Source organism: Haloferax sp. Atlit-48N, from assembly GCF_003383015.2.
Classification (GTDB): Archaea; Halobacteriota; Halobacteria; order Halobacteriales; family Haloferacaceae; genus Haloferax; species Haloferax volcanii.
Window position 1 is genome coordinate 116,238 of sequence record NZ_CP137691.1, and the last position, 23,026, is coordinate 139,263.

Below are 23,026 nucleotides of genomic sequence, written 5' to 3' on the forward strand. Positions count from 1 at the left end.
CTATGATTTAGATATGTTTCGTTAATATTAGTTCCCGATGGTCGAGTCAACGTTGAAGAAGTCGCTGGTGTCCGTAGTGCGAGAACGGTGAGTCGAAGAAGTAAGTCAGTATGAGAGACGCGTCCGGTGTGTACGGCCGTTTGACCGTTCATCTCGGACCTCACCGGCACGAGAAACTCGAAGGGCTGAGGTTGGAATCGGCTCCACTCTCAGACACGAATCGGGCTGCAAACCACGATAGCCGACTATAGTCGCTATTTCTCCGCCTACAGCGGACGGAGATGTCAGTCTGGAATATCCGAACGTGAAAAGCGAAGTTAGCTCATATCCGCGAGCGGACCGAAGTCGTCGACCGGAAGTACCGAATAATCGATCGTAAGCGTGTCTTTCGTCGCTCTGATCTTCCCGACGAACGTCGAGATATCTTCGAGCGATCCCTCGAGAACGAACAATTCCATACAGTGGTGCCCGCCGACATGGCTGTGGAAGTTCGACGCAACGATGTCCTCGTACTCGTGGCGAAGTCGCATCATCTTCTCTTCGACGCTCGTTGTCTCGTAATCGAAGACGACGGTTACGACGCCCATCAGTTCGCGGTCTTCGAGTTTCTTGTCCTCGAACTCACCGAGGAGGTTTCGACCCGCCTCTCGGAGCACTTCGCTCCGGCCAGTATATCCGTGGTCGTCCGAAAACTGGTCGATTCGCTCAAGTAGTTCTTCCGGCATCGAGACGCTAACGACAGCCATATAATAACTAATCCGACATTAAATATTAAACCTTATTATTCGATTGGGATGGAATGATGAAGGGTTCCGACGAGACAGCGTCGAACGTCGTTTGGAACGGACACGAGTTTCGGCCACCGGTAAAGCGCAACCAGCACTGTTCTGCCGCGCTGAGTAGCCCGGTCTCAGCTACTGTCACTTGTCTACTAGACTGTCCTCCTACGTCTCCCCAAGTGCAACCACGGTTCCGTCCGATTCGGGCATGAAAACCGCCGCTGGAGTCACGATGGCGCGACTGACGCCACCTAGAGTCGTGGTCCATCGCTCTTCCCCGGTTGCCGGTAGACCCCGACTGCGAACCGAGGTAGAACGTGTCGCCGAGAACGGCAACCGGTTCGGTGAACGTTCGTCCACCATCCGCTGCGCCTATCTGTTGTGACCACTGCACGGACCCGTCCCATACCGATAGTGCGTGGACCCGGCCGCTCCAATCGGGGACGTAGACCGTTCCACCATCAATCGTGGGTGCCGCCGTGAGGCGGGCGTCGATGTCGACGAGCCAGTCCTCCTCGCCGTACCGCTTCCGAAATGCGACGATACGACCCTGTTCGAGCCCCGTTTAGCCGTCACGACGATGTGGTCACCAGCTACTGCGGGTGGCCCATTCGGCCCCGAGCGAAGTGGCACCTGCCACCGTTCCTCGCCTGTCGCTGCGCTCAACGAGTGAAGCCGGTACCGATGGCGTGCCGTATCGGAAATCGCATCGACGGGGACGTATAATCGTCCGGCGTTGACTGCCGGTGTTTCAGTAGCGCGTACCTGACTGAGGTCGGTTTGCCAGACTGTCTTCGGCCCTCGGACCTGATGCCACCCGTCGAGTATGACCGGGATTTCGACCGCTCATCGGCCACGTTCCGTCGACGTCTCCGAAGTCTCCCGAGGGGCGAGACGGCGAGAGACAGCCAGCAAGCGCAACACCTGTCGAACCGAGGGCTGTGAGGAGTTGGCGGCGCGTGTGGGAGGGCACGGCAGCTAATTCTCTCAGGAAATACGTATTTCGGGGGTATCCACGAAGCGGTCGGGGTCGTCAGTTGCTTCGAAGCTGAACCCCGGCGCGTCATACGCAATGAGTATTTGCAAGCGTAGTGGTAAAAATATATAATTATGAGTTCAGATGGTTCTGCTATGAGCCCTCCACTCTCACGTCGTCGGCTACTTTTGCTCAGTAGTTCAGTCGGAACAGTTTCCCTCACTGGGTGTCTCGGCGTTGTTACAGGAAACGAGGATCAAGTCTGTGCTCCGGGGTATCGTGATGTCGGAGACGCGTTCACAAAGCGGTCAATAGTGAACTATCTGAGGTATGCGTCGTTGACGGTCCCGCAATCGGTTTCACTTGGTGGAACACTGATAGCGAGACTCACAAACGAGTCCGCTGACTCACTCACCACACTCGGAAAATCTAGGTATATGATTCAGCAGTTAGGACCGGACGGTACGTGGCGGAATTCCATCGGTGTAGCCGAAGAACACGAGTGGTCGTCGTCCCAACGGATTCTAGCGCCTGGTGAAGAACTCCAGTGGGAAATGAGACTCCGCGCCAACGAATTTTCAGGCCCGTACCAACGGTGTACAACACACGAACCAGCCACGTACTGATTCATCTACTGGGGTTTCTCCGAACACGATGCAGGTATCGCACTCGCTGCACCGTTCAAGATTGTTGAATAGCGCGTGTCTGGTACACTCGTGGTCTGCTTTAGGCGAGGAGGATGTCACTCGCGTGGTGTTGAGATGAGCCGTTCCCCTCCGGCCGCGCCCATCCTTAAGTATCTACTTATCGAACATTCAGGCGAAGTAGATATGAGCGAGTTAGTGAACGAGGTGGTCGTCCTGTACGTCGACGACGACGAGGACTTCACCGAACTGACGGCGACGTTCCTCGAACGGGAACACGACCGGTTTCGGGTCGAAACGGCCGCTTCGGTCACCGGGAGACTACGTCTCCCGAGCACACGGCGCTTCGCGCCGTGAACGTCTCCCGGCCCCGCAAGTACCGCAGCGCAGGCACGAGGAGTGCAGCGGGGTTCTCGTGGGCGGAGTTCCCGCGAGTGTAGCGAGCGGGAGCCGGAAGACGAGCGAAGTGAGTCTTCAGGAGCGAACGGGTGCAAGCGAGGCGCAGCCTCGCGTGGTCGCGGGATGCCGAGCAGCGGGAGAGCGAAGCTCTCCCGAGCTAACGGGCGGCGACGCCGCCCGTGAACGGCCGAGAGCTTTCAAGAACCGTCGCCGACGCTGGACTTCGGCGTCCCCATTTGGAGACCGGTTACGCGTCGAGGTGTTGGAGCAACTGCGTGACGTAGGGGCTGTTCTCCCAACTCCGATGCGGGCTGATCGTCGTGATCAGCGTTCCAGCTTCCTCGTGGCTCATATGCCCGTTTCGAGCGTAATCTACGAGGAGCCGCGGCGTCGGGACGATCCGCGGGCCCTGCAGCACGGCGTGAATCAGCGGAAAGTTCGTCCCGCCGAACTCGTCAGTGAGAAATCCATCGACGTTGAGGGCGTTCGCGAGAACGATACCGTCGGTTTCGCCGTCGTCGAGGCCGAACGTTGGCCGGGCGTCCGGCGTCTCGTCGCGTTCGTACGGATCCTCGACTGTGTAGTGGGTGCGAGCGGCGAGGACGTTGTTCGCAGCCGCGGCGTGGATGTCCTGATACTGCGTGATGTCACGGAGCTCTGCAACGACTTCTGGCGGCACGAACACGTCACACGAGGTGAGCAGATACTGGAGGGGATCCGGAGCCGTGTCGGTGCCGTAGGCAGCGTCGGCTCGTGGGACGGCGAGACTGACCAGCGCACTCGTGTCGGCGACGACTGTCCGCAGTCGCAGCCTGCTCATCGCTCGTCGCCGTCACCAGTCTCGACCGTCGTCGCGTCGTCGCCGTAGATGTCGACGTCAGTGGGCGCAGCGAGATCGAATGGCTCGCCCTCGAGGTCTGCCTTGAGCAAGCGGAGCCGTTGGGCGGTTTCAGCGCCGACCAACTGCTTGACCGTCTCGAACTCAAGCTGGTCGTCGTAGTACTTCGTTGCCACAAGTTCTTGGAACGTTTCGCTGTCGGCAGTGTCTTCGATGTACTCGCGGATCGCTTCGACGAGGAGGTCTGTCCGGTCCTTGTCGAAGAGTGCCGCAATCGCGTCGAGTCGGTCGACAAGGTACTCGGGCGACTGGAAGTGGACCCGTCGGGGTTTGTCACTCGCGCTCATTCTATGTGCAAATTCTGCACATAGATCCATAACGGTTTCGTCGGATGTGCAGAACTTGCACATCGGTAGGGGAACACCGTTTGAACGGGCCGGGCAACGGTTACTGCGACACGGTTTCACGAACGAGATGCTCGCCGGGATCCGCAAGCGACGTGAGAGCGAAGCGCTCGCTAGTCCTCAGGGGGAACCGGAAGGCACCGCAGGGGGTGAGGCGCGCAGCGGCGTCCTCGTGAGTCGTGCGTGACCTTTAGTCCCGCTGGAAGCCGGCGCTCTGCGCCGGCGACGAAGCGAACGGGAGCAAGCGAGACGCAGTCTCACGTGGTCGCGGGGCGTCAAGCGGCCGAGGGCTTTCAGGAACAATCCCTGTCTTGGAACCACAAGTCGTTATTCGCCGACGGACTGCGATTCGTCCTCGATGATGACGTCAACACCGTCCGGTGAGACACGAGCGGAATCCCCTCGACAGTAAATTATCCGGTACTCGGCGATAGTTTGGTTTTCAGGATTGCTAGCGCGTAGGGTGACAGTTCCGTTCTCAAGTTGCTCGGTAGGTACCGAGATCACGTGAGTTCCCTCCGGCACCGTTTGATTCGTCTCTACTACCTGACCACTTGCGACCAACTCAACCGTGCTCACGATCTGATTTGCTTCGTAGGAGACCTCCAATGCTCCATCATTTTCGACGGCCTGGGTGATCTCGACAACCGAACTAGACGCGACTTCCTCGAACGAAATGTCACACCGTTCGCCCGTCGGGGCTCCAGCGCCAGACATACATCCGGCAAAGAAAACCAGAAGAACCAATATCGGAATAGCTCGCTTCATCACCCTCGAATCCTCTCTAGACCAATGTAGTTCTTTTGTGAATGGGGCATAGATGACTTCTTACGGTCGATTAACAGACTTGCGTCCAGTACATCCCTGTTACCGAACCGTCTTTACACCACTTAGTGAATGATGCACAGAATGCGGAGGTTGCACAGACAGTGCTCTATCATCCGGGTTATGTCTTCATGACCAATCGACTAGACGCCATACGGAGATGAAGAGCGAAGCTCTGCATCTCTCACCTGTGCAGAAAGCATATGCATCCGGTAGCCTTGCTTGAACTCTTGCTCCATCGGAAGCGCCTCACCGCTCGCCGGTGCGGAAAGACGCCCCATCGAGACTGGCGTCGGGCTTGCAGGAGTTCGCGGTCTTAACCAAACGAACCTCGACGCTACTCACAAGTTGTTGGTTAATCGACGCTCAGCACTGGCGCTACTCGAGACTGGATCCGTAGCGAGCCGAGCCACACACCCGACACTCCCAGATCGGTTGCCCCGTCCACGCCCCATCCAAGACCGATTCATGGGGCCCGATCGCTTCTTCAGTAGTGAACACAACTAATGAGCACAACTAGTGAACATAAAATCAGAACAACATCGTGGGTTATCTCCTCTTGCTAAACACCACCAGTCGAACAGACACGTGCCGGCAAGTCGTGAATAACCGACTCTCCGTGCGCTGTCTGCAGTACGTGCAGTAGTTCAAAGTATGGTCACGAGCGGATGAATCACTAAACACCACTAAACTAGGTGGGGAGGTTCAGATCGTAGTGAACTCTTCGCCAGAGTCGGGAAGATACTCGAGAATGCTCCGGTGGGCTCCGAAGTCGCTAATAATCGTCTGTAGGGCGTCGACGACGGTCGCGATATCGCGATTGAGTTCATGCTCACGATATGTACCCCCATCCTGACCACGGTGTTCCATCTGCGAGAGCGTGAGATTGAGAATCTCGAAGTCAGACAAGAAGCTACGCATTCGGCGAGCCGTACGGGGGTCTCGGCCACGATACTCACAGAGCTCTTTGTAGCGCTGGTAGACGACCCGGGACCGCGCCGGCGTAGACTCCTCGGCAGCGAGCGTGGTCAGCGCGTAGAGTGTGAGTTGCTCGTGTTCGGTGAGGTCGCGCATAATGTCCATGCTCTGCTGTGCCTCGAGTTTCTCCTGGGCGCGTTCGACGTGGTCAGTCGTCACCGACTCCGCGTTCTCGGTGCGTGCCAGATCACCCGCCTTCCGAAGAAGGGTTATCGCTCGTCGGGCGTCACCACCATCCTGGCGACCGAGGGCAGCACACAGCGGAATCACGCCCTCTTCGAGCGCGCTCTGGTGGAACGCGATGTCTGCCCGCTGTTCGAGGACCTTCTGGAGCTCTTCTGTACCGTACGGGGGGAACGAAATCTCGGTTTCACACAGCGACGACTGAACCTTCGCATCGAGCTGCTCTCGGAACGTCGAGTCGTTACTGATCCCGATGAGGCCGAGCTGGATGTTGTCGATGTATCCGTTGTTGTCGGCACGGGTGATCTGGTAGAGGAACGTGTCGTCCGTGATGTGGTCGATCTCGTCGAGAACGATGATCACGGTCCCCGAGAGCTTGTTGAGTTCATCCCAGAGAAGACGATAGACCTTGGATTGGGGATGGCCGGTTTCGGCGATGTGGTGTTCGGGCTCTCGGAGGTTGTTCACCAGACTAATCGCCGCCTGGTAGCTCGTGCTGAGACCGTCGCAGTTGAGCGAGATGACAGAGAGGTCAACTTCGAAATGTTCCGCCGAATCCAAGAGCTCGTTCAGGAGGAAGTTCGTTACAGCGGTCTTGCCGACGCCAGTCTTGCCGTAGATGAAGATGTTGTCGGGGTACTCACCGTTGATGATCGGCTGCAGGGCCGCTTCGTACTCCTCGATCTCGTTGTCCCGCCCGACGATGTCGTCTGGAACGTACTCGACTTTGAGTGTATTCCGCCGTTTGTACAGCGTATCGTCTGGCTGAAATCGGGGAGTCATATTGTCCTCGACTGATTCAGGCTAGAATCATAACTGTTTCGACCACCGTTTCCGCTATTTCCAGTATAACCGCCATGGGGCGTGAGTTCCACTATTCGATATCGGCCCCGTCGTTTCCAGTAATTTGCGGTAACTCCAGGTAGTGAGTCACGACTGAGACAGACCACAGGGTTCCAGTATTTCCAGTAAGCGTTTCTTTATATACTCGATAGACCCCCCACTGTTTCCAGTATACTCGGTCAGAACACGAACCGATAGACTGCGGAGGGTAACAGCTGACGAGAATGACGGAACACCCCCTCCCCACTATTTCCAGTAAACCACCACGAAAGAGAGCCACCTAGTGAGAAGCAACTCTAAACTAGAGAAAAGTTTATATTAATAGCGTTTGAGCTAGTCCGTAGGAGAGCTAGAGCGCGGTTACTGTTGCGGTTTGTTCTAGTGAAAGAAAGCAACTCGAGAGTTCGGGGGACCTTCGTCACTAGCTTTACTGGAAATAGTGGGGGGAGAGTGGGTGACTAGAGCCGCTAGCCCTCACCGTGTAAGTGTATTAGTGGAAATGGTGGGATCTGACACTCGTCAGACAATCTGGATAAGTTAACCAACGTGGAGGGGTATACTGTTCACTCGTTGGTTAATGGCCAACCGTGAGTAGTATCGACTTCTACTCGTGTTCGACGAGCTGATGAGACGAGATTGCCAGCCACCACACCACTATTTCCAGTAAAACACCCTCTTTCCATCTCACCGACAATCGAGGACTAGTTATATACAGAATCAAGGAGAATACCTGCGCCTTTAGGCGCAGGATGAATCCGACAATACCCTACACCAACCACCGTTCGATGGTAAGCCGGATATTCCACGCCAACCCCACTATCAACAAAACGGCATTCATAACTAGTTATGAAGCCAGAAAATGAGTCGAACCATCCGAACCTTCGAGGTCACGATTACGAACCAGCGACAGGTTCGTGACGACCTCGACCAACTCGGATGGGCCGCCTCAAAACTCTGGAACGTCGGTCGCTACTACGCACAAGAACAGTGGGACGAAACGGGCGAGATTCCCGATGACGGGGAACTCAAAGCCGAACTCAAAGGCCACGAACGCTACACGGACTTACATTCTCAATCCAGTCAGCGCGTTCTCGAAGAACTCGCTGAAGCGTTCAACGGCTGGTTCGGCAAGCGTCGGAACGGCGACAACCGTGCCCGACCGCCCGGCTACCGCAAAAACGGAGACGCCCACCCACGTTCAACCGTGTCGTTCAAAGCGGCTGGCTTCAAGCACGACGCACAGTTCAACCGCGTTCGCCTCTCAAAAGGTCGCAACCTCAAAGAACACCGTTCAGACTTCATCCTGTGCGAGTACCAGACGCGCCCGGATGTTGACCTGACCGAGTGGGAGATTCAACAGGTTCGCGCCGTCCACAAACGCGACAGATGGCGACTGCAATTCGTCTGTCGCACCACTATCGACCCGGAACCGCCGGGTGACGGGGTGGCCGGTGTTGACCTTGGGGTTTGCAACTTTGCCGCCGTCTCGTTCGGTGGCGAGTCGGTGTTGTATCCCGGTGGCGCACTCAAAGAGGACGAATACTACTTCACGAAAAAGAAGGCCAAGTGCGACGATTCCTCGTCCCGTGAGGCGACTCGTCTTGACCGGAAGCGGACTGGTCGCCGGACACACTTCTTACACTCCCTCTCGAAAGCAATCGTGGAACAGTGTGTCGAACGAGGCGTCAGAACGCTTGTCGTTGGCGACCTTGGCGGCATCCGTGAAGACAACGAGAACGGCGACCCTCGGAATTGGGGCGACCACGGCAATCTTGACTTGCATGGGTGGGCGTTCGATCGATTCACGACGCTACTCGACTACAAGGCGGAAGCGGAAGGTATCAACGTGGAGTTGGTGTCGGAACGCGATACGTCGAAGGAGTGTTCGGCGTGCGGCCACACAGATGACAATCAGCGAGTTGAACGTGGCCTGTACGTGTGTGAGAAGTGCGACACGGTTGCGAACGCGGACGTGAACGGAGCGGAGAACATTCGGCAAAAGGTACTCCCGAGTCTCGCCACGGATGGCGGTGATAGGGATAATGGCTGGTTGGCACAGCCAGCGGTTCACCTGTTCGAACGTAGTGAGGGCTGTTTCGCCCCACGAGAACAGGTTGCTAACCGCGAACCTTAATATCCCAACTCAGCGGTGCGGTGCCGTGGGATTCCTGCGTCTTCAGGCGCGGGAGGATGTCAAGAAGAACGTTCATGGATTGCAACTCGGCGAAAAACTTTCTTCAGATCAACAATATAAAATAAGTATGGGTAAGACGAGACGCGATGTCTTACTATCGGCAGCTGCCCTCAGTACAGTCCCTGGGTGTGCGTCCCTCCCAACCCGCTCTGAACCCGCGACCAATCCCACAGACTCGTGTGACTTCTCAGGTGCCTCGTGGCCGTCAGTCGGCCAATCTCATACCCGCACGAATACGATAAAAGAGACCCCCCTCCCAAATCAGCCAACATTACAACGAATCCCTCAACCTGACCAATTAGCCGGAACGGTGAAAACTGAACCAGTAATCGCCGGTGACACCGTCTTCGCCGCCGGAAATGCTGGAATCGTCATCGCCCGAGGCGAACACGATTGGACCTGGCGGTCTCAATCCGATTCAACAATCTCTGTGAGCCCGACTGTAACCTGTAATTACGTCTTCGTTCAGACATCTAAAGGCGTGGTTGCGCTCAATCAAGCCGACGGAACAGAATCCTGGGGGAAACCCGCTCAGAGATTCGCCAGCAACATCATACCGGTCCCACCGACTACTGTCGAGTCCACACTCTATCTCTGTAGCGATAGGCTCTACGCCATCGACATACACAGCAGTGAAACACAATGGCATCAGAGTCCCCCAGACCAAGATGTTCCTCGAGGCCTTGCGGCAACTGACGAGGAAGTCCTCGTCACATTCGGGTTTAGCGAAGGTCCGTACTCGGTCGTCTGCTATGAATCAGATGGGACAAAACGCTGGGAGGAACGCTACGATACACGGTATATGACCCGTCCCGCAATCGACGATGGCGCGGTCTACTTCGCCACGGATGCTGGCCTCCATAAACGAGACCTCCAGTCCGGCAACGAGCGTTGGCAACTGGAGGCCAACATCGGCAAGTGTCTCGACGTCGCGGTAGATGACTCAATGGTCGTGTTTTGGTCCGCATCACAGAGTATCTGTCGTGCGGTGGATACAGACTCAGGAAAGATCTCCTGGGAAACATCATTCGGACGAGCTGTCGAATCCCCAGCGATCGTCAACGAGACCCTGCTCGTGCCAGTCGACAATCTCCCCTCGAATATTTCAACACAAATCACCTCAACGACTCAGTCTAGTACGACCGACGGGAGCTCAGACGAACAGGTAACGTCTGGATTATGCGCGTTTGACCTCAAAACAGGCGATTTCGACCAACTCGTTTCACACCACCATATCGTCCACTTTGCGGTTACTGACAACGCAATCTTCGGGACGGGTACTGACAGCACCCTGTGGAAGCTAGCATAAGACCGTTGTTGGATTTCTCGCGTCAAAAAGAGAAGCCGTGGGTGTCGGCCTGCTCGTTCTGTCGTCCGTTTCCCTTTCAGATTCAGATGTTGGTTCGGTCAGTACTGGTCTGCCGTGTCCCAGGAACCATACGCGCTCTGGGTGTATTTTCTGAAGTCTTCGGTACCGTGTAGGAACTCCCACTCGGTCTCTGCGTCGTAGCCGACAGAGTCCGTCCCCGGTTCGACCTGGACCGTGTATCCCGGTCCGGCATTGATAACGCCGTCTCGCGCACCGGTCTTGATTTCCCAGTGGTGTTCCATTCCGTCGCGGCCGTCGTAGTAGTTCGGCGTGACGTCGACATCTTTAGAGGTAGTGCTCCACCCCCAAGATGCGTTTGCACCGATGCTCTTCTCTGAGTCAACGCCGAAGCCGATAGAGACACTCTTCGAGGTCGTGTTCGATGTCTGGTGGGGACCGTACCGCTCGATGTCAGTATCGACCTCTGAACTCGGGTCGTTGATCTGGAAATCACGCCACATGTTCCGAGACTCAACCCAAACCTCGTCGTTGGCGTCCATGTCGAGTTGAACCTGCCATCCCCAGTAGTCGTAGGGCTCAGTCTCGTCGGCATCCGGTGAGAGCTTTCCACCGACGACTTTCTTCACTGAGGTTCCGATTGTTGTGGTGTGACTGGCGACGACCCACTGAAATTCCAGCTCGTCATCGTCCATGCCGAGGTCGATCCAGTCGTCGCCCATCGTCTCAAGCGACCCGTCGTAGTCTTTGTCCTCCCAGCCATCGCCGTCGTTGTCCTTTTCGTTGCTCTGAGTCGAAACGTCATCTTGGGTCGAGACATCAGAGCTACGGGCGAGAGCCTTGTCGATCTGTTTTAACTGTCGCTGCCCAGTACTTTTCCCGTCTGATGCCACGACTGGTTGCTTCCGGAGCTTGCCCGTAACTCCTGGCCCACGGCGGACTTGACGCGCTTTCCGGATGATGGTTGAACCGTCCGATTTTGACTTTCCATCAACAGGGAGAATTGCCGAGTTGTAACTCGGCATGCTGGGATTGTACTCCATCCCAACAGAGCGATCCACGTTCGGGGTCGCCTGATGGATGTTTGCAGTCGTCACTTGGCTCATGGGAAGGTCGTAGAGGACGCTTGCCGCGGCTTCTTCGGCGCCACCGCCTACGTGAAAGACGGGGACGTTACTATCGACAAAGACTCGGCGTTCTTGCTTGGTGACGGGGGTATCGGAGGAGAAGATACCCACGTCGAACGAACTGTGCTTTGCAACTTCGCCTTCGGCTTGGGTTGCTTCGTAAGTGGTTGCGGCTGTGTCGTTTAGTGGGAGGTTGACGTTTGGACCTTGGAAGACGGTTTTCCCTTCAAGCGAGGCTCCTGGTTGGGGTTGGGAGGTAGCACGGGTGTTTCCGCTGAGGCCGATGACGGAGGTTCCAGTGAGGGCGCCTGCAGAGAGGGCTCTGATGAAGGTTCGTCGGGCGACACCACTACCGGATGGGTCTTTCTTCTCACCCATGAATCTAACGTGAAGTTGTTAGGATAAAATACCTTTCAATATAAAATGTTTTTAAGACTATATTTTTTATATACTTCCGCCGAATGGCGTTCACATTAATTAGGCAGAGTGGCTGTGGTCGCTCTTGCACCCATGGCTGCGGAAGTCCCGCTGCCTGTCCAAACAAAGTTTGGGACAGGCCACTCACACCTTCTGCTGTATTTGATCCTTGAACAGAACCGGCGCGTCACTGTTCTGACTCATCGATTGCTTCGCCTTCCACCGTTTCCGCTATTTCCAGTATAACCGCCTTGGAGCGAGAGTTCCACTATTCGGTATTGACCCCGTCGTTTCCAGTAATTCGCGAGGACTCCAAGTGGTTGTTCACGAATGAGACAGACCACGGGGCTCCAGTATTTCCAGTAAATGTTTCTTTATACACTTGGGAGACACCACCGTTTCCAGTATACTGGGTCAGAACACGAACCGGTAGACCGCGGAGGGTGACAGCTGACGAGAATGACGGAACACCCCCTCCCCACTATTTCCAGTAAAACACCGTCTCTCCGTCTCACCGACAAACGAGGACTAGTTATCCGAATCGGCCGGTCCTTTGTACTTAGAAAGCACCCTATCGCCTTCTCTCCATTGCCAGTAGTAGCGATTATCGTTGATCTCTTTTACCGTGTTGTTGCCTTCGAGGGGACGATGTCCGGACGGTCCGCTGGCCGTGCTCTGACCCGGTTGCTCCCTTCGGTTTCCGCTAGCCGTACTTCTCGGTCATGGATTCTGCGAGTTTTTCGGCGTATCTTGCAACGTGTCGAAGGGTTCGGGCGAGTAGTCGTTGAGGGTATCGATGATGTCAGAGGAAGTTCTGGGGGTGTCGGTGGCTCATAGTATGATCGCTCAGATCGTGTTAACCAACAGCAAATGTCAACAACCCATTTTGTTGGTTAAAGCTCTCTCAAGGGAACTATTGTACCTCTGAAGAGACTTACCTGCACAGTCAAAGCCCAATCTTTGCGAGAGCGTAGTACGCAACTGCGGCATAGAAACCTGCTCCAAGAATCGCTGCAAAATCAGCAATAATACTCGAACCACCCAGAACCGATTTGGCCAAGTTACCCATGAGGAGTACACCTAATCCAGCAGCGAGTCCGACGAGAATAACCCCTGGCAATGGATGCTGTAGCTCTTGGTCTGCCTCATTTCTAATCTTACTTAAGAGTTCTTTCATCATAAGTACCGTCAACAAATTATGATAGTAGTTAAATCTCAAAGAAGCGATATTTCTATCCTACTTGGTACCCGAAGCATACCGAATTTCTTCGTGGCGACTCGTTTGAATTGAACCACCGCCCTCGAACTCTGTCTCTGCGGTAATTGTGACTGGGTTATCACTCCCCGATTCAAACGTAAGAATACCTGCCAAACCCTTCTGCTCAGTCCAACTTTGCTGCCACTGGTCAACAAAATCGTTGATGATCAGATGGACCGTTGTTTGTTTCGTACCAGGTATGTCGTATCCATTTAGATCTAGCTGGGGAGACACCAACATTTCCACATTCCCGTCCTTCTCGAAAAGGTCTAGTATGAATACTGTTTGTTTGACCTCGGACGGAACCCCATTTCTGACGGTACTTGATTTTACATGATGATGAGTAGTCCTTTCACTCTCGTTTTCCCCAGTAACCGCTGAGCATCCCGCGGTGGCTAGGGGAGATGCAGCAACAATTCCGCACAGAAAGTCTCGTCTGCGCATTTCTAATCTATTAGTTTTATAGTTAGATATTTATCATTTTTGCTTTTTCCGAGTGGACCGTCATTTGGTTCTCATCAACATTAACAGTTACAGAATCAAATATAATCAACTTTCATTTTTTCAACAGTGTGAGCATATTGTCTGCAGTCACAATCGGGGAGGGCTCGTACTCACCCCATCACTTGACCTGAACAAGGGATCTCGTCGCCGACTCCGTTGCACTTGGAGCGTCCTGTGTCTACTCGACCCTCATCCGGTGATATCCGAGGCTGTGAGGTACATAGTCGCCATCGATTCTCGTGGTGATAACTATCGACGGGAATGGATGCAACAGCGAGACCACGGACTCGATACAGACCAGTAAACTGCAATCCCTGTATGTTCAAGACGCACCACCGTGGAGTAGGCGTATGTCATCGTTTGATGTCGTGACGGTCGGGAGCGCCGTTCTCGACCACATCTATTCTCTGTCGAATCTCCCGGAACCTGACGGTGGGGCATTCGCTCGCGACCACACAACCAACGTGGGCGGCGTCGCTGCAAATGTCGCTTCTGGGCTTGCAGAGTTTGGGAACAAGACGGGGGTTATCACCCGCGTCGGGGCCGACGATGCCACCGAAATCAAAGCTGACCTCCACGCACGCGAGATCGACTGTTCTCGGCTTCAAGCCGGCTCTGAAGAATCGTCGTACACGCTGATTCTCCGTGGACCAGACGGTGAACGAATGATCGTTGCCGGTGGCCAGAGCGTTCCGAACCTCCGACTTGATGCTCACGATATCGAGTATGCAGGTAACGCCAGTGTAGTGTTCACGAGCGCCTATGCACCTGATGCGGTCGTCTCGAGACTGGTGACTGCCCGCAAGCGTGGTGAGATTTCGACACTCGTCTTCGACCTCGCCGGACCACTCTCGGAACTTGAGGGCCGAGGGACAACACCCGGGACGATTGATCGTCTGCTTTCTGTTGTTGATCTATTCGTGGTCGGTGAGGTTGCCGCACGCTCGTTTTTTGATGGTGGGGCCGACGAATCGATTGCCACGCTTACGCAGCAGAACGTCTCTCGTGCGGCGATTACTCAGGGAAGTGACGGAGCTCGTCTTCTCGAAGGAGACACAGTCACCGACATCCCGGCCTTCGAGGTGGACGTGAATGATACGACCGGCGCCGGTGATACCTTCACCGCGGGCCTGATCCATACGTGGCTGCTTAACGACTACCCAGCACGCGACGCAGGACGCTTTGCCGCTGCCACAGCCGCACTCAACTGTACTGAACTGGGCGCACGGGGCAATCTCCCATCCGAATCCGACGTTCACGAGTTTCTCGAGACGTGAACCGCCAAGGGTGAGCGAGCTCTAGCGGACGGACGCGACAAGCCGTTCGACTGCTGCTTCGTCGACAGGATTCGTCGTCTTGTCACCTTCTTTGAGCGCGGTTCCAACGATTGCACCATCGGCGACCGAAAGCAGTTCAGGTGCCGTCTCGGGGGTGACTCCGCTGCCGATCAACACAGGGGCATCGAGGCCACGTGCATCGCGAGCGGTGACCACGTCTTCGAGAACCGTCGTATCGACTGCCTCGCCCGTGCCGGTCCCACTCACAATGAGTCCGTCGGCACCGCCACGTTCGATGAGTTCACCAACGACCTCTGCGTGTGACCGGTCAGCGAGTGGTGCAGAGTGTTTCACGTCGATATCTGCAAGAATGGCAACATCGGTGTCGAGTTGATCACGCAGCCGGACCGTTTCGTGTGCCATCCCCTCGATGACGCCCTGATCAGTCAGTCGGGCACCGGTATGGACGTTCACGCGAACGAAGGCACCATCGGTCGCAGCGGCAATGCCGAGGGCACTTTGAACGTCGTTCCGGAGGATGTTCACGCCAAATGGGACGGTGACATGCTCGCGAAGTGTGCTCGCGAGTGCTGCGACGTCAGCGACGACGTGACGGGGGACTCGGTCTGGATAAAACGGCGCATCACCGAAGTTTTCGAGCATAATGCCGTCGACACCACCCGCCTCGAGTGCTGCCGCATCTTCGAGGAGTCGGGTTCGAAGTGCGTCTCGATCTCCATCGAACCCGGGAGAACCTGGGAGGGGCGGCAAGTGGACCATTCCAATAATTGGGGTTTCTGTACTGAAGAAATCCATATCCACTGTGTCCGTTCGAGAGACTTAATCGTACAGATGTGCGACTCTGTTGAAGTCGTCAGTCACTACTGAGCGGTCCGAGCAATCGTGTCGTCTCAGTCGAGTGCTGATGCGAGCGCGGGATGAACTCGCTCGAGTAAACCGACTGAGTAGGGTGCTTACGTTCCAAATTGAGAGATCATGTATGCATCTATGGCTCGTGATTGGTCGGCGTGTGTCGACGACGTCGTCAGCGTCCTCACGAAGGAATTTGACTATCAACGTGTCCGCACCCCGTTCGCGGATGAACAAAATGGACGTTCCGCTAATCGAGTGACATCGAAGGCGGTCGGGTCAACCCAACCGAGAGGAACGTAGAGGAGTCCCACGCGGGGCCGTCCATTCCGACTAGTCGGTGAGAAAGAGCAGGAATCTAGCCCTGTTTTGCGTCGCTGACCGAACGAAAGACGACGCGCCGGGCCTCGAAATCCTCCAAAAACGCCTTCGAGCCGCCGACGGTAAACGTGTCGTCAGGCGTCTCAACGACGAACGACTCCTGGGTCGGGAAGTCGTTCGAGAAGGGCCGAACGAGACTCTGTTTCACCGCCACGATCGTCCCAGTCGTCGTCTCGAACACCGCGTTACTCTGGGTGGGACGGATATCCATCTCGGCCGTGACGACAGCTCCGTCCATCAGATGTAGCGTCGCGTCGAACACCGCGTGGCGGAAACTCGTGAACGTCGCCGGCAGTTGGCTTTTCGACCCGACGTGCACCTGCTCGCCCATCGGCCAGTAGTTCGCGATAAACGAGTCGAACAACGAAGAGACGATGTGCTCCTCAGCGTGGTAGATGGCATATTCATCGGAGTTCGAATTCAGTATCGCATCTGCCGAGGCGATGATACCGTCACTCCGGTCAACAGTAAGCGTCACCGGGGCCGGGGCGCTCCACGTCTGAATGATACTCGCGGTCGCATCGTCGATCGAACTCGTGCCGTCATACTCCGTGACGAGAAGCATACAAAATACTCCCCGACTCCGCGCCTCTCTGAGCGAGTCTTCGACCCGATGAAGCACCGATGCGGGAAGTGCGAGAACGAGTTCCGATTCAGCGGCATCGATCAGCTTGTTGAGCTGAGCGAGTATCGTCCGTCGAGATTTGATGATACTGAACTTCTGCTGTTCGTAGCTCTCGGAGTCAAACAGATCCTCTAACTGGGACTCGACGGTCTGTAGTTGGGAAACGAGGTTGTCAATGCCCTCTGCGGGCGGAATCGCTCGCAACTGCGTCGGTTGGACGTGATCGTCGATTTCGATGAGGTTGCGCTCTTCGAGTTTTCCGACGATATCGTACGCGTAACTCTTAGAGATGTCAGCCTCTTCAGAGACGACTCGGATTGTCGTCGCCCCGTTACGGAGTATTGTCACGTATGCTCGCGACTCCTTGTCCGAGAGCCCAATTCTCATGAGGCTGTCCACCACCTCGTCTTCAACCATACCCAAGTGTTCGGCCAACGCGGGGGATAAATCTTAGTAAAGATGAGAGTACAGGTAGGGAGTTGTCCGACGCATGACCGCCTCGGACTCCGCTGTTTGAATGTAACAACCCTACTCGGTGCAAGTACCTCGGGTGACACGGGACGCGTGCGTGGCTAATCGAATAGCGTGGGACCAACCCAACGGCGTCGCGCTGTCTGGCGCGCCGGTGTCGAAGAACTGCTCTGGGAGATACCCCGATGGAAGGCACAGACTGCCATCAAGGTCAATCTCGTCGAACAATCGGTCCGCCCACTTCTCGGGGTCGTATTCGTCGGTCGACGAGAAGAGTCGAATCGACTTCTCGGCCGCGTACGCGCCCCAGCCAGTCGAGACGGTCCAAACCTTCTCGCTTCCCTGCCCCCGCCGCCGCCACGTATCGTCCTCGAATCGCGTGAGTCCGGAGATGTCGTCGGTCTCTTTCCAGAGCCTGGAGAACGCGGTGTGGAGATGGCGTTCGAGCCGCCGCAATCGCGTGTCGCCGATGTCCTCGATGTCCCGATAGGCGAGATAGGCGTCGACGAGTGAGAAGGTAGTGCTGTCGACTCGGTCGTCCAAGTCACCGTCCCCGTCGTCTAATCGGAGCGCGTAGATACCCTCGTCGGGGACCCACGCCATATCGAGTGCGTCGAAGACCTGCGTTGCCCGCGTAGCTGCACGCTCTCTGGTGGTTGCATCGCACGTGACGGCCGCAATCGTACTGTAGGCCTGAACGAACTTCGCGGCGGTGTGCGTGAAACGGCCATTCGTATTCTCCCACGCGTTTTCGCATACCGTCGGAAAGCAATCGTCTTCCAGCGAGCTGTCGAGCCCATCGACTCCCGACTGTAATGCGCTCTCGATGGCCTCGACGGTGACGTTTCGGAGCGACTGTCGGTGTGCCGAGAGGTACTCGGCGAGGAAAACGAGGACGCTCGCAGTCTGGTCGGCTTGATACTGCGTTTCCGTGCCCTCGATGTGGCCGTTCGCCCAACCCGGCGCGAGCCGGCCGTTCATCGGCCATACTCGGTGGGGCCACCGGCCGTCAGGTAACTGCGTCCGCAAGTAGAACTCGGCGCTCTGTCGGTGTGCCTCGGCCGCGTCGAACCCGAGTGATTCGTCGGCTTCCAAGAGAAACGTCGAAACTTCTCCGTCGTCTCGAAACCACGTGTAACCATAGCCGCCGGAGTACTGGTAGAACGGGTCGAAGTCCGGTCCCGCAATTCGAGCCCCAGTCGGTGCGGAGAGTAACTCAAGGACTGAAAGGTCAGTCGCGACGAGCCGGTCCGTGACCGTGGGGTACTGTCCGTCCTGCCGGGCCGTCGCGAGGAGTGCGGCTGAATCGCTGTTGGGTCGTCGCGTCCGGGTCGCGACCGCAGAGAGCGCATCCGAGCGCGACTGCGTTTCGATGTCCGACAGCAGGGTGACGAGACTGGTCTCACCATCCTCGAAAGCGACGCGGACTCCAACACCGCCGGTGAGGCGACTCTCCTCGTACTCTTCGGACGCACCGAACTCCGGAAACGACCGCGATTCCGCGGCGAGTATCTCGTCGAACCGCTCGAGTACTTGGGGCGTACACTCCACGAACTCAGTCGAGGTGCCGAGATAGTCGTGCTCTCGGTTGTGATACACCTCAACGGCGTCGTCGTGGACGAGCTGCCCAACGCGCCCATCTCGCCCCTCCGGGCTGATCTCGACGAACCCGGCCAGTTCGATATCTTCGGGTGCACCGTCGCCAAGCTCAAACGCCGTCGTGTGGGCGAGGCCGTCAGTAACGTCGCGTTGTACCACGTCGAATCCGTCGAGACGGTGCGTCGTCTCGACGAGCGAGCGACCCGCTCGGTACGTCTGGCTCCCCGTGTCGAGCGCATCGAACCACTCGACGGCGTCGCCGACACAGATGCCGAATCGAGAGGACACGATGCCGCCGAGTCCCGAAAGTGGGTACGAGTAGTCTCGGAGCGACCCGGCTGGTGAAACGTGAACGAGGCGTTGGTCCGACCCGCTGAATCTGCCTCGCCGCGTGCGCCGTTCGCCCGGAAATACGTCGGTCGCGTCTTCGTTCTGCTTGTAATCGTCGAGTGACCGTCGGAGTCCCATACACCTACTGGCCACAGAGTTCAGATAAAGTTCTTGTGATATCTCAAAGCTAATCCCTAAAGTATAAGTGGCCCTATTTTGATGAACAATTCGGACGATGACAACGAACCCAGAGACGAGCAAGACGACGAAGAGCGTCTCACGACGGCGGTTTATCACCGCTGCTGGTGCGACGGGGGCCACAGCGGGCCTCTCCGGCTGTGCGAGTATGTTTGGCAACGGCTCCGACACCGGTGCACAGGTCGGTGAGCCCGAAAGCGGCGGAACAACCGTCGTCTGGGGCTTTGACGCGACTGTCGCACAGGACCACGCGGACCAGCTCCGCACGGCGCTACACGAGAAAGGAGGGCTGTCGGACGACATCCGTGTCGAGTTTCAGCCGGGCCAGCCGGACAGCGGGAAGCGTCGGGCGACGTACAACCGGCTCTTGAGCTCTCAGGAGACGACGCCGGATATGTTCATGATGGACAACGGCTGGGTGAACATCTTCATCCAGCGGGGACAGCTCGCTAACCTCTCGGAGGTTCTCCCCGAGAGCGCGCTTTCAACCATCGAAAACGAGTACTTCGGCGGATTCACCGAGACGGCCATCGACCCCGCCAGCGGGGACCTGTTCGGTGTTCCGCTGTACCCCGACTACCCGACGATGTTGTACCGGAAAGACCTCGTCGAAGAGGCGGGTTACAATCCGACCGAGGAGAACTGGGCCACCGAGCCGATGACGTGGAAACGCTGGTCGAACATCGCTGCCGAGGCACAGGACGTCTCGGGCGTCGATTACGGCTTTACCACCCAGTGGGACATCTACGTCGGCACCGCCTGCTGTACCTTCAACGAGGTGCTGTCTTCGTGGGGCGGCGCCTACTTCGGTGGTCGCGAGAACCTGTTCGGCCCCGTCGGCGAACGACCCGTCACCGTCGATTCGGACCCGGTGGTCAACTCGTTGAATATGATGCGAAAGTTCGTCCACGACGAGAGCTTCGACGGGGAGTTCAGCGACTACGGCGGCGGCTTCACACCGACGAACATCCTCGGGTGGATCGAAGACAGTTCGCTCGCACCGTTCATCGACGGGAACGCCGTGTTCCACCGAAACTGGCCGTACGCGATTAATCAAGCAGCGTCGGAGTTCGGTGACGACCTCGGGACGATGCCGCTTCCCTATGGCGTCCCCGAAAGCGAGGCGCAGTTCCCCGGAACCGGTGGGTCCACCTCCGCACTCGGTGGCTGGCACATCACTGTCAACCCGAACAGCCAGAAGCTCGACGCTGTCACACAGGTCATCCAAGCGTCGATGCGCGAGGAGTTCCAGCTGTTCCTTCTGGAGATCGAGGGGTGGCTACCGCCGCGGGCGAGCCTGTTTAACTCCGAGACGGCTGCGGAGCTCGAACCGGCCGGCGACTACATGGACACGCTCCGCGTCGCCGGTGAGAACACGATGGCTCGACCAGTTACGTCGGTCTGGAACAACCAATCGAGCAAGATCGCGGAGCAGGCCAATCGCGCGGTCGGACAAGAGGTGGCCTCGTCCGAGGCGATGGCAACGCTCCAGTCCAGCCTCGAAGAGACTGAGAGAAGCAACTGACGAGCGGAGAGCTCCACACTTACCAGATCAAACCATGAGTCCCACACCTCTCGGAGGGATAGTATGAGCGCCGATACGGCTGCAGAACCGGCACGTGAGTCACGACGGGCGGGACCAGTCGTCGGCTTCTTGCGGTGGCTGGAGAACCTGAGCGACACGCAGTACGCGTACCTGCTGTTGACCCCGGTATTCGTCCTGCTCGGTATCGTGGCTATCTACCCGCTCTTGCGGACGTTCGAGCTGTCACTGTACGCCGTCTCGACCGACCTCTCTAGTGTCCGTTTCGTTGGTCTCGACAACTACGTCGCGCTGTTCACCGGGGAGAAAAATCGGTTCCTCCCCGGCGGGACGACGTTCCTCCCGACCGGGTTCGACGCCGCGAGTCTCCTCGATAGCGCCCTCGTAATCACCCTCATCTTCGCCGTGGCCAGCGTATTGTTCGAGACCCTCATCGGACTGGGACAAGCGCTCGTCTTAGACCAAGACTTCTACGGCCGACGGTGGGTCCGTGCGGCGATTATCATTCCGTGGGCCGTCCCAATCGTCATCCAGGGGATGATGTTCTTCTTAATGTTCGACTCGAACGTCGGATTCGCGACGCCGATTCTCGCCGATCTCGGAGTAGTAGCACCGACAAACACACTGAACGACACGGTCAGCGCGACGTTCATCATTATCGTCGCCGACATCTGGAAGACCTCCGCGTTCATGGCGCTACTCATCCTTGCCGGGCTCCAGAGCATCAATCGGAGCCTGTACGACGTGGCCCGCGTCGCCGGTGCGAGCAAGTGGCAGCAGTTCAGATACATCACGCTCCCGCTCATCCTGCCGACCATCGGGGTTGCGGTGTTATTCCGCTCGGTGCAGGCGATGCGTGTGTACGGTATCATCGATACTGTCTCGAGTTGTACCGTCGTTCCCTCACTCTCCTGTATGGTCGTCTCGACGTTCAACACACACGAGGGGACGTCTGCCGCCATTGCGTTCGTGACAGCGGCCATCATCGGCGTCGTCGTGATGGGAATCATCCTGTGGCAGGGGGAGGACGCGATATAATGTCCAGCGAAACCGACGGCACATCAGACGACACCGGACCGCTCGCACGGTGGGCGCGGAATGCGATCCACAACCCACGACGTGTGTATCGAGCGTTGTTCTACGTCGCGATGGCGTTTTTCATGGTCACGACAGTATTCCCGTTCTACTGGTTACTCGTCCTCGCGGTGACGCCGCAAGGGAACCTGCTGTCCGGGAGTTTCCTCCCAACTGTCGAGCTGTTCGGCGTCAGCGGTACGTTTCCGCTCCCCGTTCCGAAGGGATTCAATCCGACAGCGTTCGTTACCGTCTTCGAGCAGGTCCCGTTCCACCTGTACGTGCTGAATAGCTTCGTGCTAGCCACCACGACGACGGTTATCGTCCTCATCGTCGCGAGCCTCGCAGGCTACGTGTTCGGACGAATCGAGTTCCCCGGGCGCGCGCTGTTGATGCTCGGTATCCTCGCCATCAGTTATTTCCCGCCCGCAGCGTTCGTCATCCCGCTGTTTCAGGCGTTCGCCGGTAACGCTCCGATAACGATACCCTTCATAGGCGTCCCGCTATTCACACCGCCCCGACTGCTGAACACCCCGGGGTCGATGGTCATGCCGTTTAGCGCGCTGTTCCTCCCGCTGTCGATATTCATCCTCACGACCTTCTACGGGCAAATCCCCGACGGGTTGGAGGATGCGGCGCGGGTTGAGGGGACGACCCGGCTAGGCGCGCTGTTCCGCGTCATCGTGCCGCTTTCAGCACCCGGCGTGGCGACCGCGGGCGTCCTCACGTTCATCAGCGTCTACAACGAGTACTTTTTCAGCTCGATTATGGCGACTTCGCCCGAAGCGTCCAAGTGGTCGCCAATCGTCGGCGGGATTCTCAGCTACCAGACCCAGTACACGACGCAGTACAACCTCATGGCCGCAGCGAGTGTTGTCGGGGTCATCCCGGTCGTCGCCCTCGTCATCATCGCACAGGAACGCATCGTCAGCGGACTAACCGCAGGAGCACTTAAAGAATAA

General features: G+C 57.0%; 17 protein-coding genes and 4 pseudogenes. 8 read left to right on the top strand and 13 right to left on the bottom strand.

What is annotated here, in order from left to right; translation table 11 throughout:
* Positions 1-317: 317 nt before the first annotated feature.
* The 3 genes and pseudogenes from DEQ67_RS16020 to DEQ67_RS16030 all read right to left on the bottom strand — a co-directional run.
* Entirely contained in the window at positions 318-746 is a 429-nt protein-coding gene (locus tag DEQ67_RS16020; RefSeq protein ID WP_115803446.1) for a CopG family ribbon-helix-helix protein, read from the bottom strand.
* Positions 747-771: 25 nt separating this feature from the next.
* The gene (locus DEQ67_RS16025; protein WP_424020185.1) at positions 772-1,323 is read right to left on the bottom strand and encodes a PQQ-binding-like beta-propeller repeat protein; all 552 of its coding nucleotides are present in this window, start codon (positions 1,321-1,323) and stop codon (positions 772-774) included.
* Between the two features lie 59 nt (positions 1,324-1,382).
* Positions 1,383-1,616: pseudogene (locus tag DEQ67_RS16030) on the bottom strand (hypothetical protein); the annotation flags it as partial.
* A gap of 969 nt (positions 1,617-2,585) precedes the next feature.
* On the opposite strand from DEQ67_RS16030, the pseudogene DEQ67_RS16035 reads away from it, so the two are divergent.
* Positions 2,586-2,711, top strand: a pseudogene (locus DEQ67_RS16035) (HTR-like protein); the annotation flags it as partial.
* Positions 2,712-3,045: 334 nt separating this feature from the next.
* On the opposite strand, the gene DEQ67_RS16040 reads toward DEQ67_RS16035, so the two are convergent.
* From DEQ67_RS16040 to DEQ67_RS16055, 4 genes are all read right to left on the bottom strand, one after another.
* Positions 3,046-3,618 (bottom strand): hypothetical protein, encoded by a 573-nt coding sequence (locus DEQ67_RS16040; protein WP_115803447.1) that lies wholly within the window; start codon positions 3,616-3,618, stop codon positions 3,046-3,048.
* Positions 3,615-3,983, bottom strand: coding sequence for a hypothetical protein (locus DEQ67_RS16045; protein WP_115803448.1), 369 nt, complete (start codon positions 3,981-3,983; stop codon positions 3,615-3,617). The genes DEQ67_RS16040 and DEQ67_RS16045 overlap by 4 nt, the downstream gene beginning before the upstream one ends.
* A gap of 384 nt (positions 3,984-4,367) precedes the next feature.
* Positions 4,368-4,808 (bottom strand): hypothetical protein, encoded by a 441-nt coding sequence (locus DEQ67_RS16050; RefSeq protein ID WP_199519442.1) that lies wholly within the window; start codon positions 4,806-4,808, stop codon positions 4,368-4,370.
* 762 nt (positions 4,809-5,570) lie between these two features.
* A complete protein-coding gene (locus DEQ67_RS16055) occupies positions 5,571-6,809 on the bottom strand; it encodes an orc1/cdc6 family replication initiation protein (protein ID WP_115862171.1) in 1,239 nt (412 codons plus the stop codon).
* Between the two features lie 919 nt (positions 6,810-7,728).
* Between DEQ67_RS16055 and DEQ67_RS16060 the strand changes: the two genes are divergently transcribed.
* Both DEQ67_RS16060 and DEQ67_RS16065 read left to right on the top strand, forming a co-directional pair.
* Complete coding sequence (locus DEQ67_RS16060; protein WP_115803450.1) at positions 7,729-9,003, top strand: RNA-guided endonuclease InsQ/TnpB family protein; 1,275 nt, start codon at positions 7,729-7,731, stop codon at positions 9,001-9,003.
* A gap of 370 nt (positions 9,004-9,373) precedes the next feature.
* Positions 9,374-10,372 carry a PQQ-binding-like beta-propeller repeat protein gene (locus tag DEQ67_RS16065; protein ID WP_158543175.1) on the top strand — a complete coding sequence of 333 codons (999 nt, stop codon included), beginning with the start codon at positions 9,374-9,376 and terminating at the stop codon, positions 10,370-10,372.
* 98 nt (positions 10,373-10,470) lie between these two features.
* Here the strand turns inward: DEQ67_RS16065 and DEQ67_RS16070 are convergent, their stop codons facing one another.
* Positions 10,471-11,895 carry a hypothetical protein gene (locus DEQ67_RS16070; RefSeq protein WP_147301755.1) on the bottom strand — a complete coding sequence of 475 codons (1,425 nt, stop codon included), beginning with the start codon at positions 11,893-11,895 and terminating at the stop codon, positions 10,471-10,473.
* A gap of 79 nt (positions 11,896-11,974) precedes the next feature.
* Between DEQ67_RS16070 and DEQ67_RS16075 the strand changes: the two are divergent.
* Positions 11,975-12,133 (top strand): annotated as a pseudogene (locus DEQ67_RS16075) (IS1595 family transposase); the annotation flags it as partial.
* A gap of 329 nt (positions 12,134-12,462) precedes the next feature.
* On the opposite strand, the pseudogene DEQ67_RS16080 reads toward DEQ67_RS16075, so the two are convergent.
* Together DEQ67_RS16080 and DEQ67_RS16085 are read right to left on the bottom strand one after the other, a co-directional pair.
* Positions 12,463-12,806: pseudogene (locus tag DEQ67_RS16080) on the bottom strand (hypothetical protein).
* Between the two features lie 74 nt (positions 12,807-12,880).
* Positions 12,881-13,114: a hypothetical protein gene (locus DEQ67_RS16085; protein WP_233506121.1), complete on the bottom strand. Its 234-nt coding sequence runs from the start codon at positions 13,112-13,114 to the stop codon at positions 12,881-12,883.
* A gap of 932 nt (positions 13,115-14,046) precedes the next feature.
* On the opposite strand from DEQ67_RS16085, the gene DEQ67_RS16090 reads away from it, so the two are divergent.
* On the top strand, positions 14,047-14,973 hold the full coding sequence (locus DEQ67_RS16090; protein ID WP_115803453.1) for a carbohydrate kinase family protein: 927 nt from the start codon (positions 14,047-14,049) through the stop codon (positions 14,971-14,973).
* Between the two features lie 21 nt (positions 14,974-14,994).
* On the opposite strand, the gene DEQ67_RS16095 is transcribed toward DEQ67_RS16090, so the two are convergent.
* From DEQ67_RS16095 to DEQ67_RS16105, 3 genes are all read right to left on the bottom strand, one after another.
* On the bottom strand, positions 14,995-15,789 hold the full coding sequence (locus DEQ67_RS16095; protein ID WP_115803454.1) for a BtpA/SgcQ family protein: 795 nt from the start codon (positions 15,787-15,789) through the stop codon (positions 14,995-14,997).
* Between the two features lie 412 nt (positions 15,790-16,201).
* Complete coding sequence (locus DEQ67_RS16100) at positions 16,202-17,266, bottom strand: TrmB family transcriptional regulator (RefSeq protein WP_115803455.1); 1,065 nt, start codon at positions 17,264-17,266, stop codon at positions 16,202-16,204.
* A 111-nt stretch (positions 17,267-17,377) separates the two neighbouring features.
* On the bottom strand, positions 17,378-19,387 hold the full coding sequence (locus DEQ67_RS16105) for a glycoside hydrolase family 15 protein (protein ID WP_004062247.1): 2,010 nt from the start codon (positions 19,385-19,387) through the stop codon (positions 17,378-17,380).
* 97 nt (positions 19,388-19,484) lie between these two features.
* Here DEQ67_RS16105 and DEQ67_RS16110 point away from each other — a divergent pair, with 97 nt between their 5' ends.
* The 3 genes from DEQ67_RS16110 (at position 19,485) to DEQ67_RS16120 (ending at position 23,026) form a co-directional block, all read left to right on the top strand.
* Positions 19,485-20,972, top strand: coding sequence for an extracellular solute-binding protein (locus DEQ67_RS16110; protein WP_115891660.1), 1,488 nt, complete (start codon positions 19,485-19,487; stop codon positions 20,970-20,972).
* 63 nt (positions 20,973-21,035) lie between these two features.
* A complete protein-coding gene (locus tag DEQ67_RS16115; RefSeq protein WP_049916472.1) occupies positions 21,036-22,028 on the top strand; it encodes a carbohydrate ABC transporter permease in 993 nt (330 codons plus the stop codon).
* The gene (locus DEQ67_RS16120; RefSeq protein WP_049916473.1) at positions 22,028-23,026 is read left to right on the top strand and encodes a carbohydrate ABC transporter permease; all 999 of its coding nucleotides are present in this window, start codon (positions 22,028-22,030) and stop codon (positions 23,024-23,026) included. The genes DEQ67_RS16115 and DEQ67_RS16120 overlap by 1 nt, the downstream gene beginning before the upstream one ends.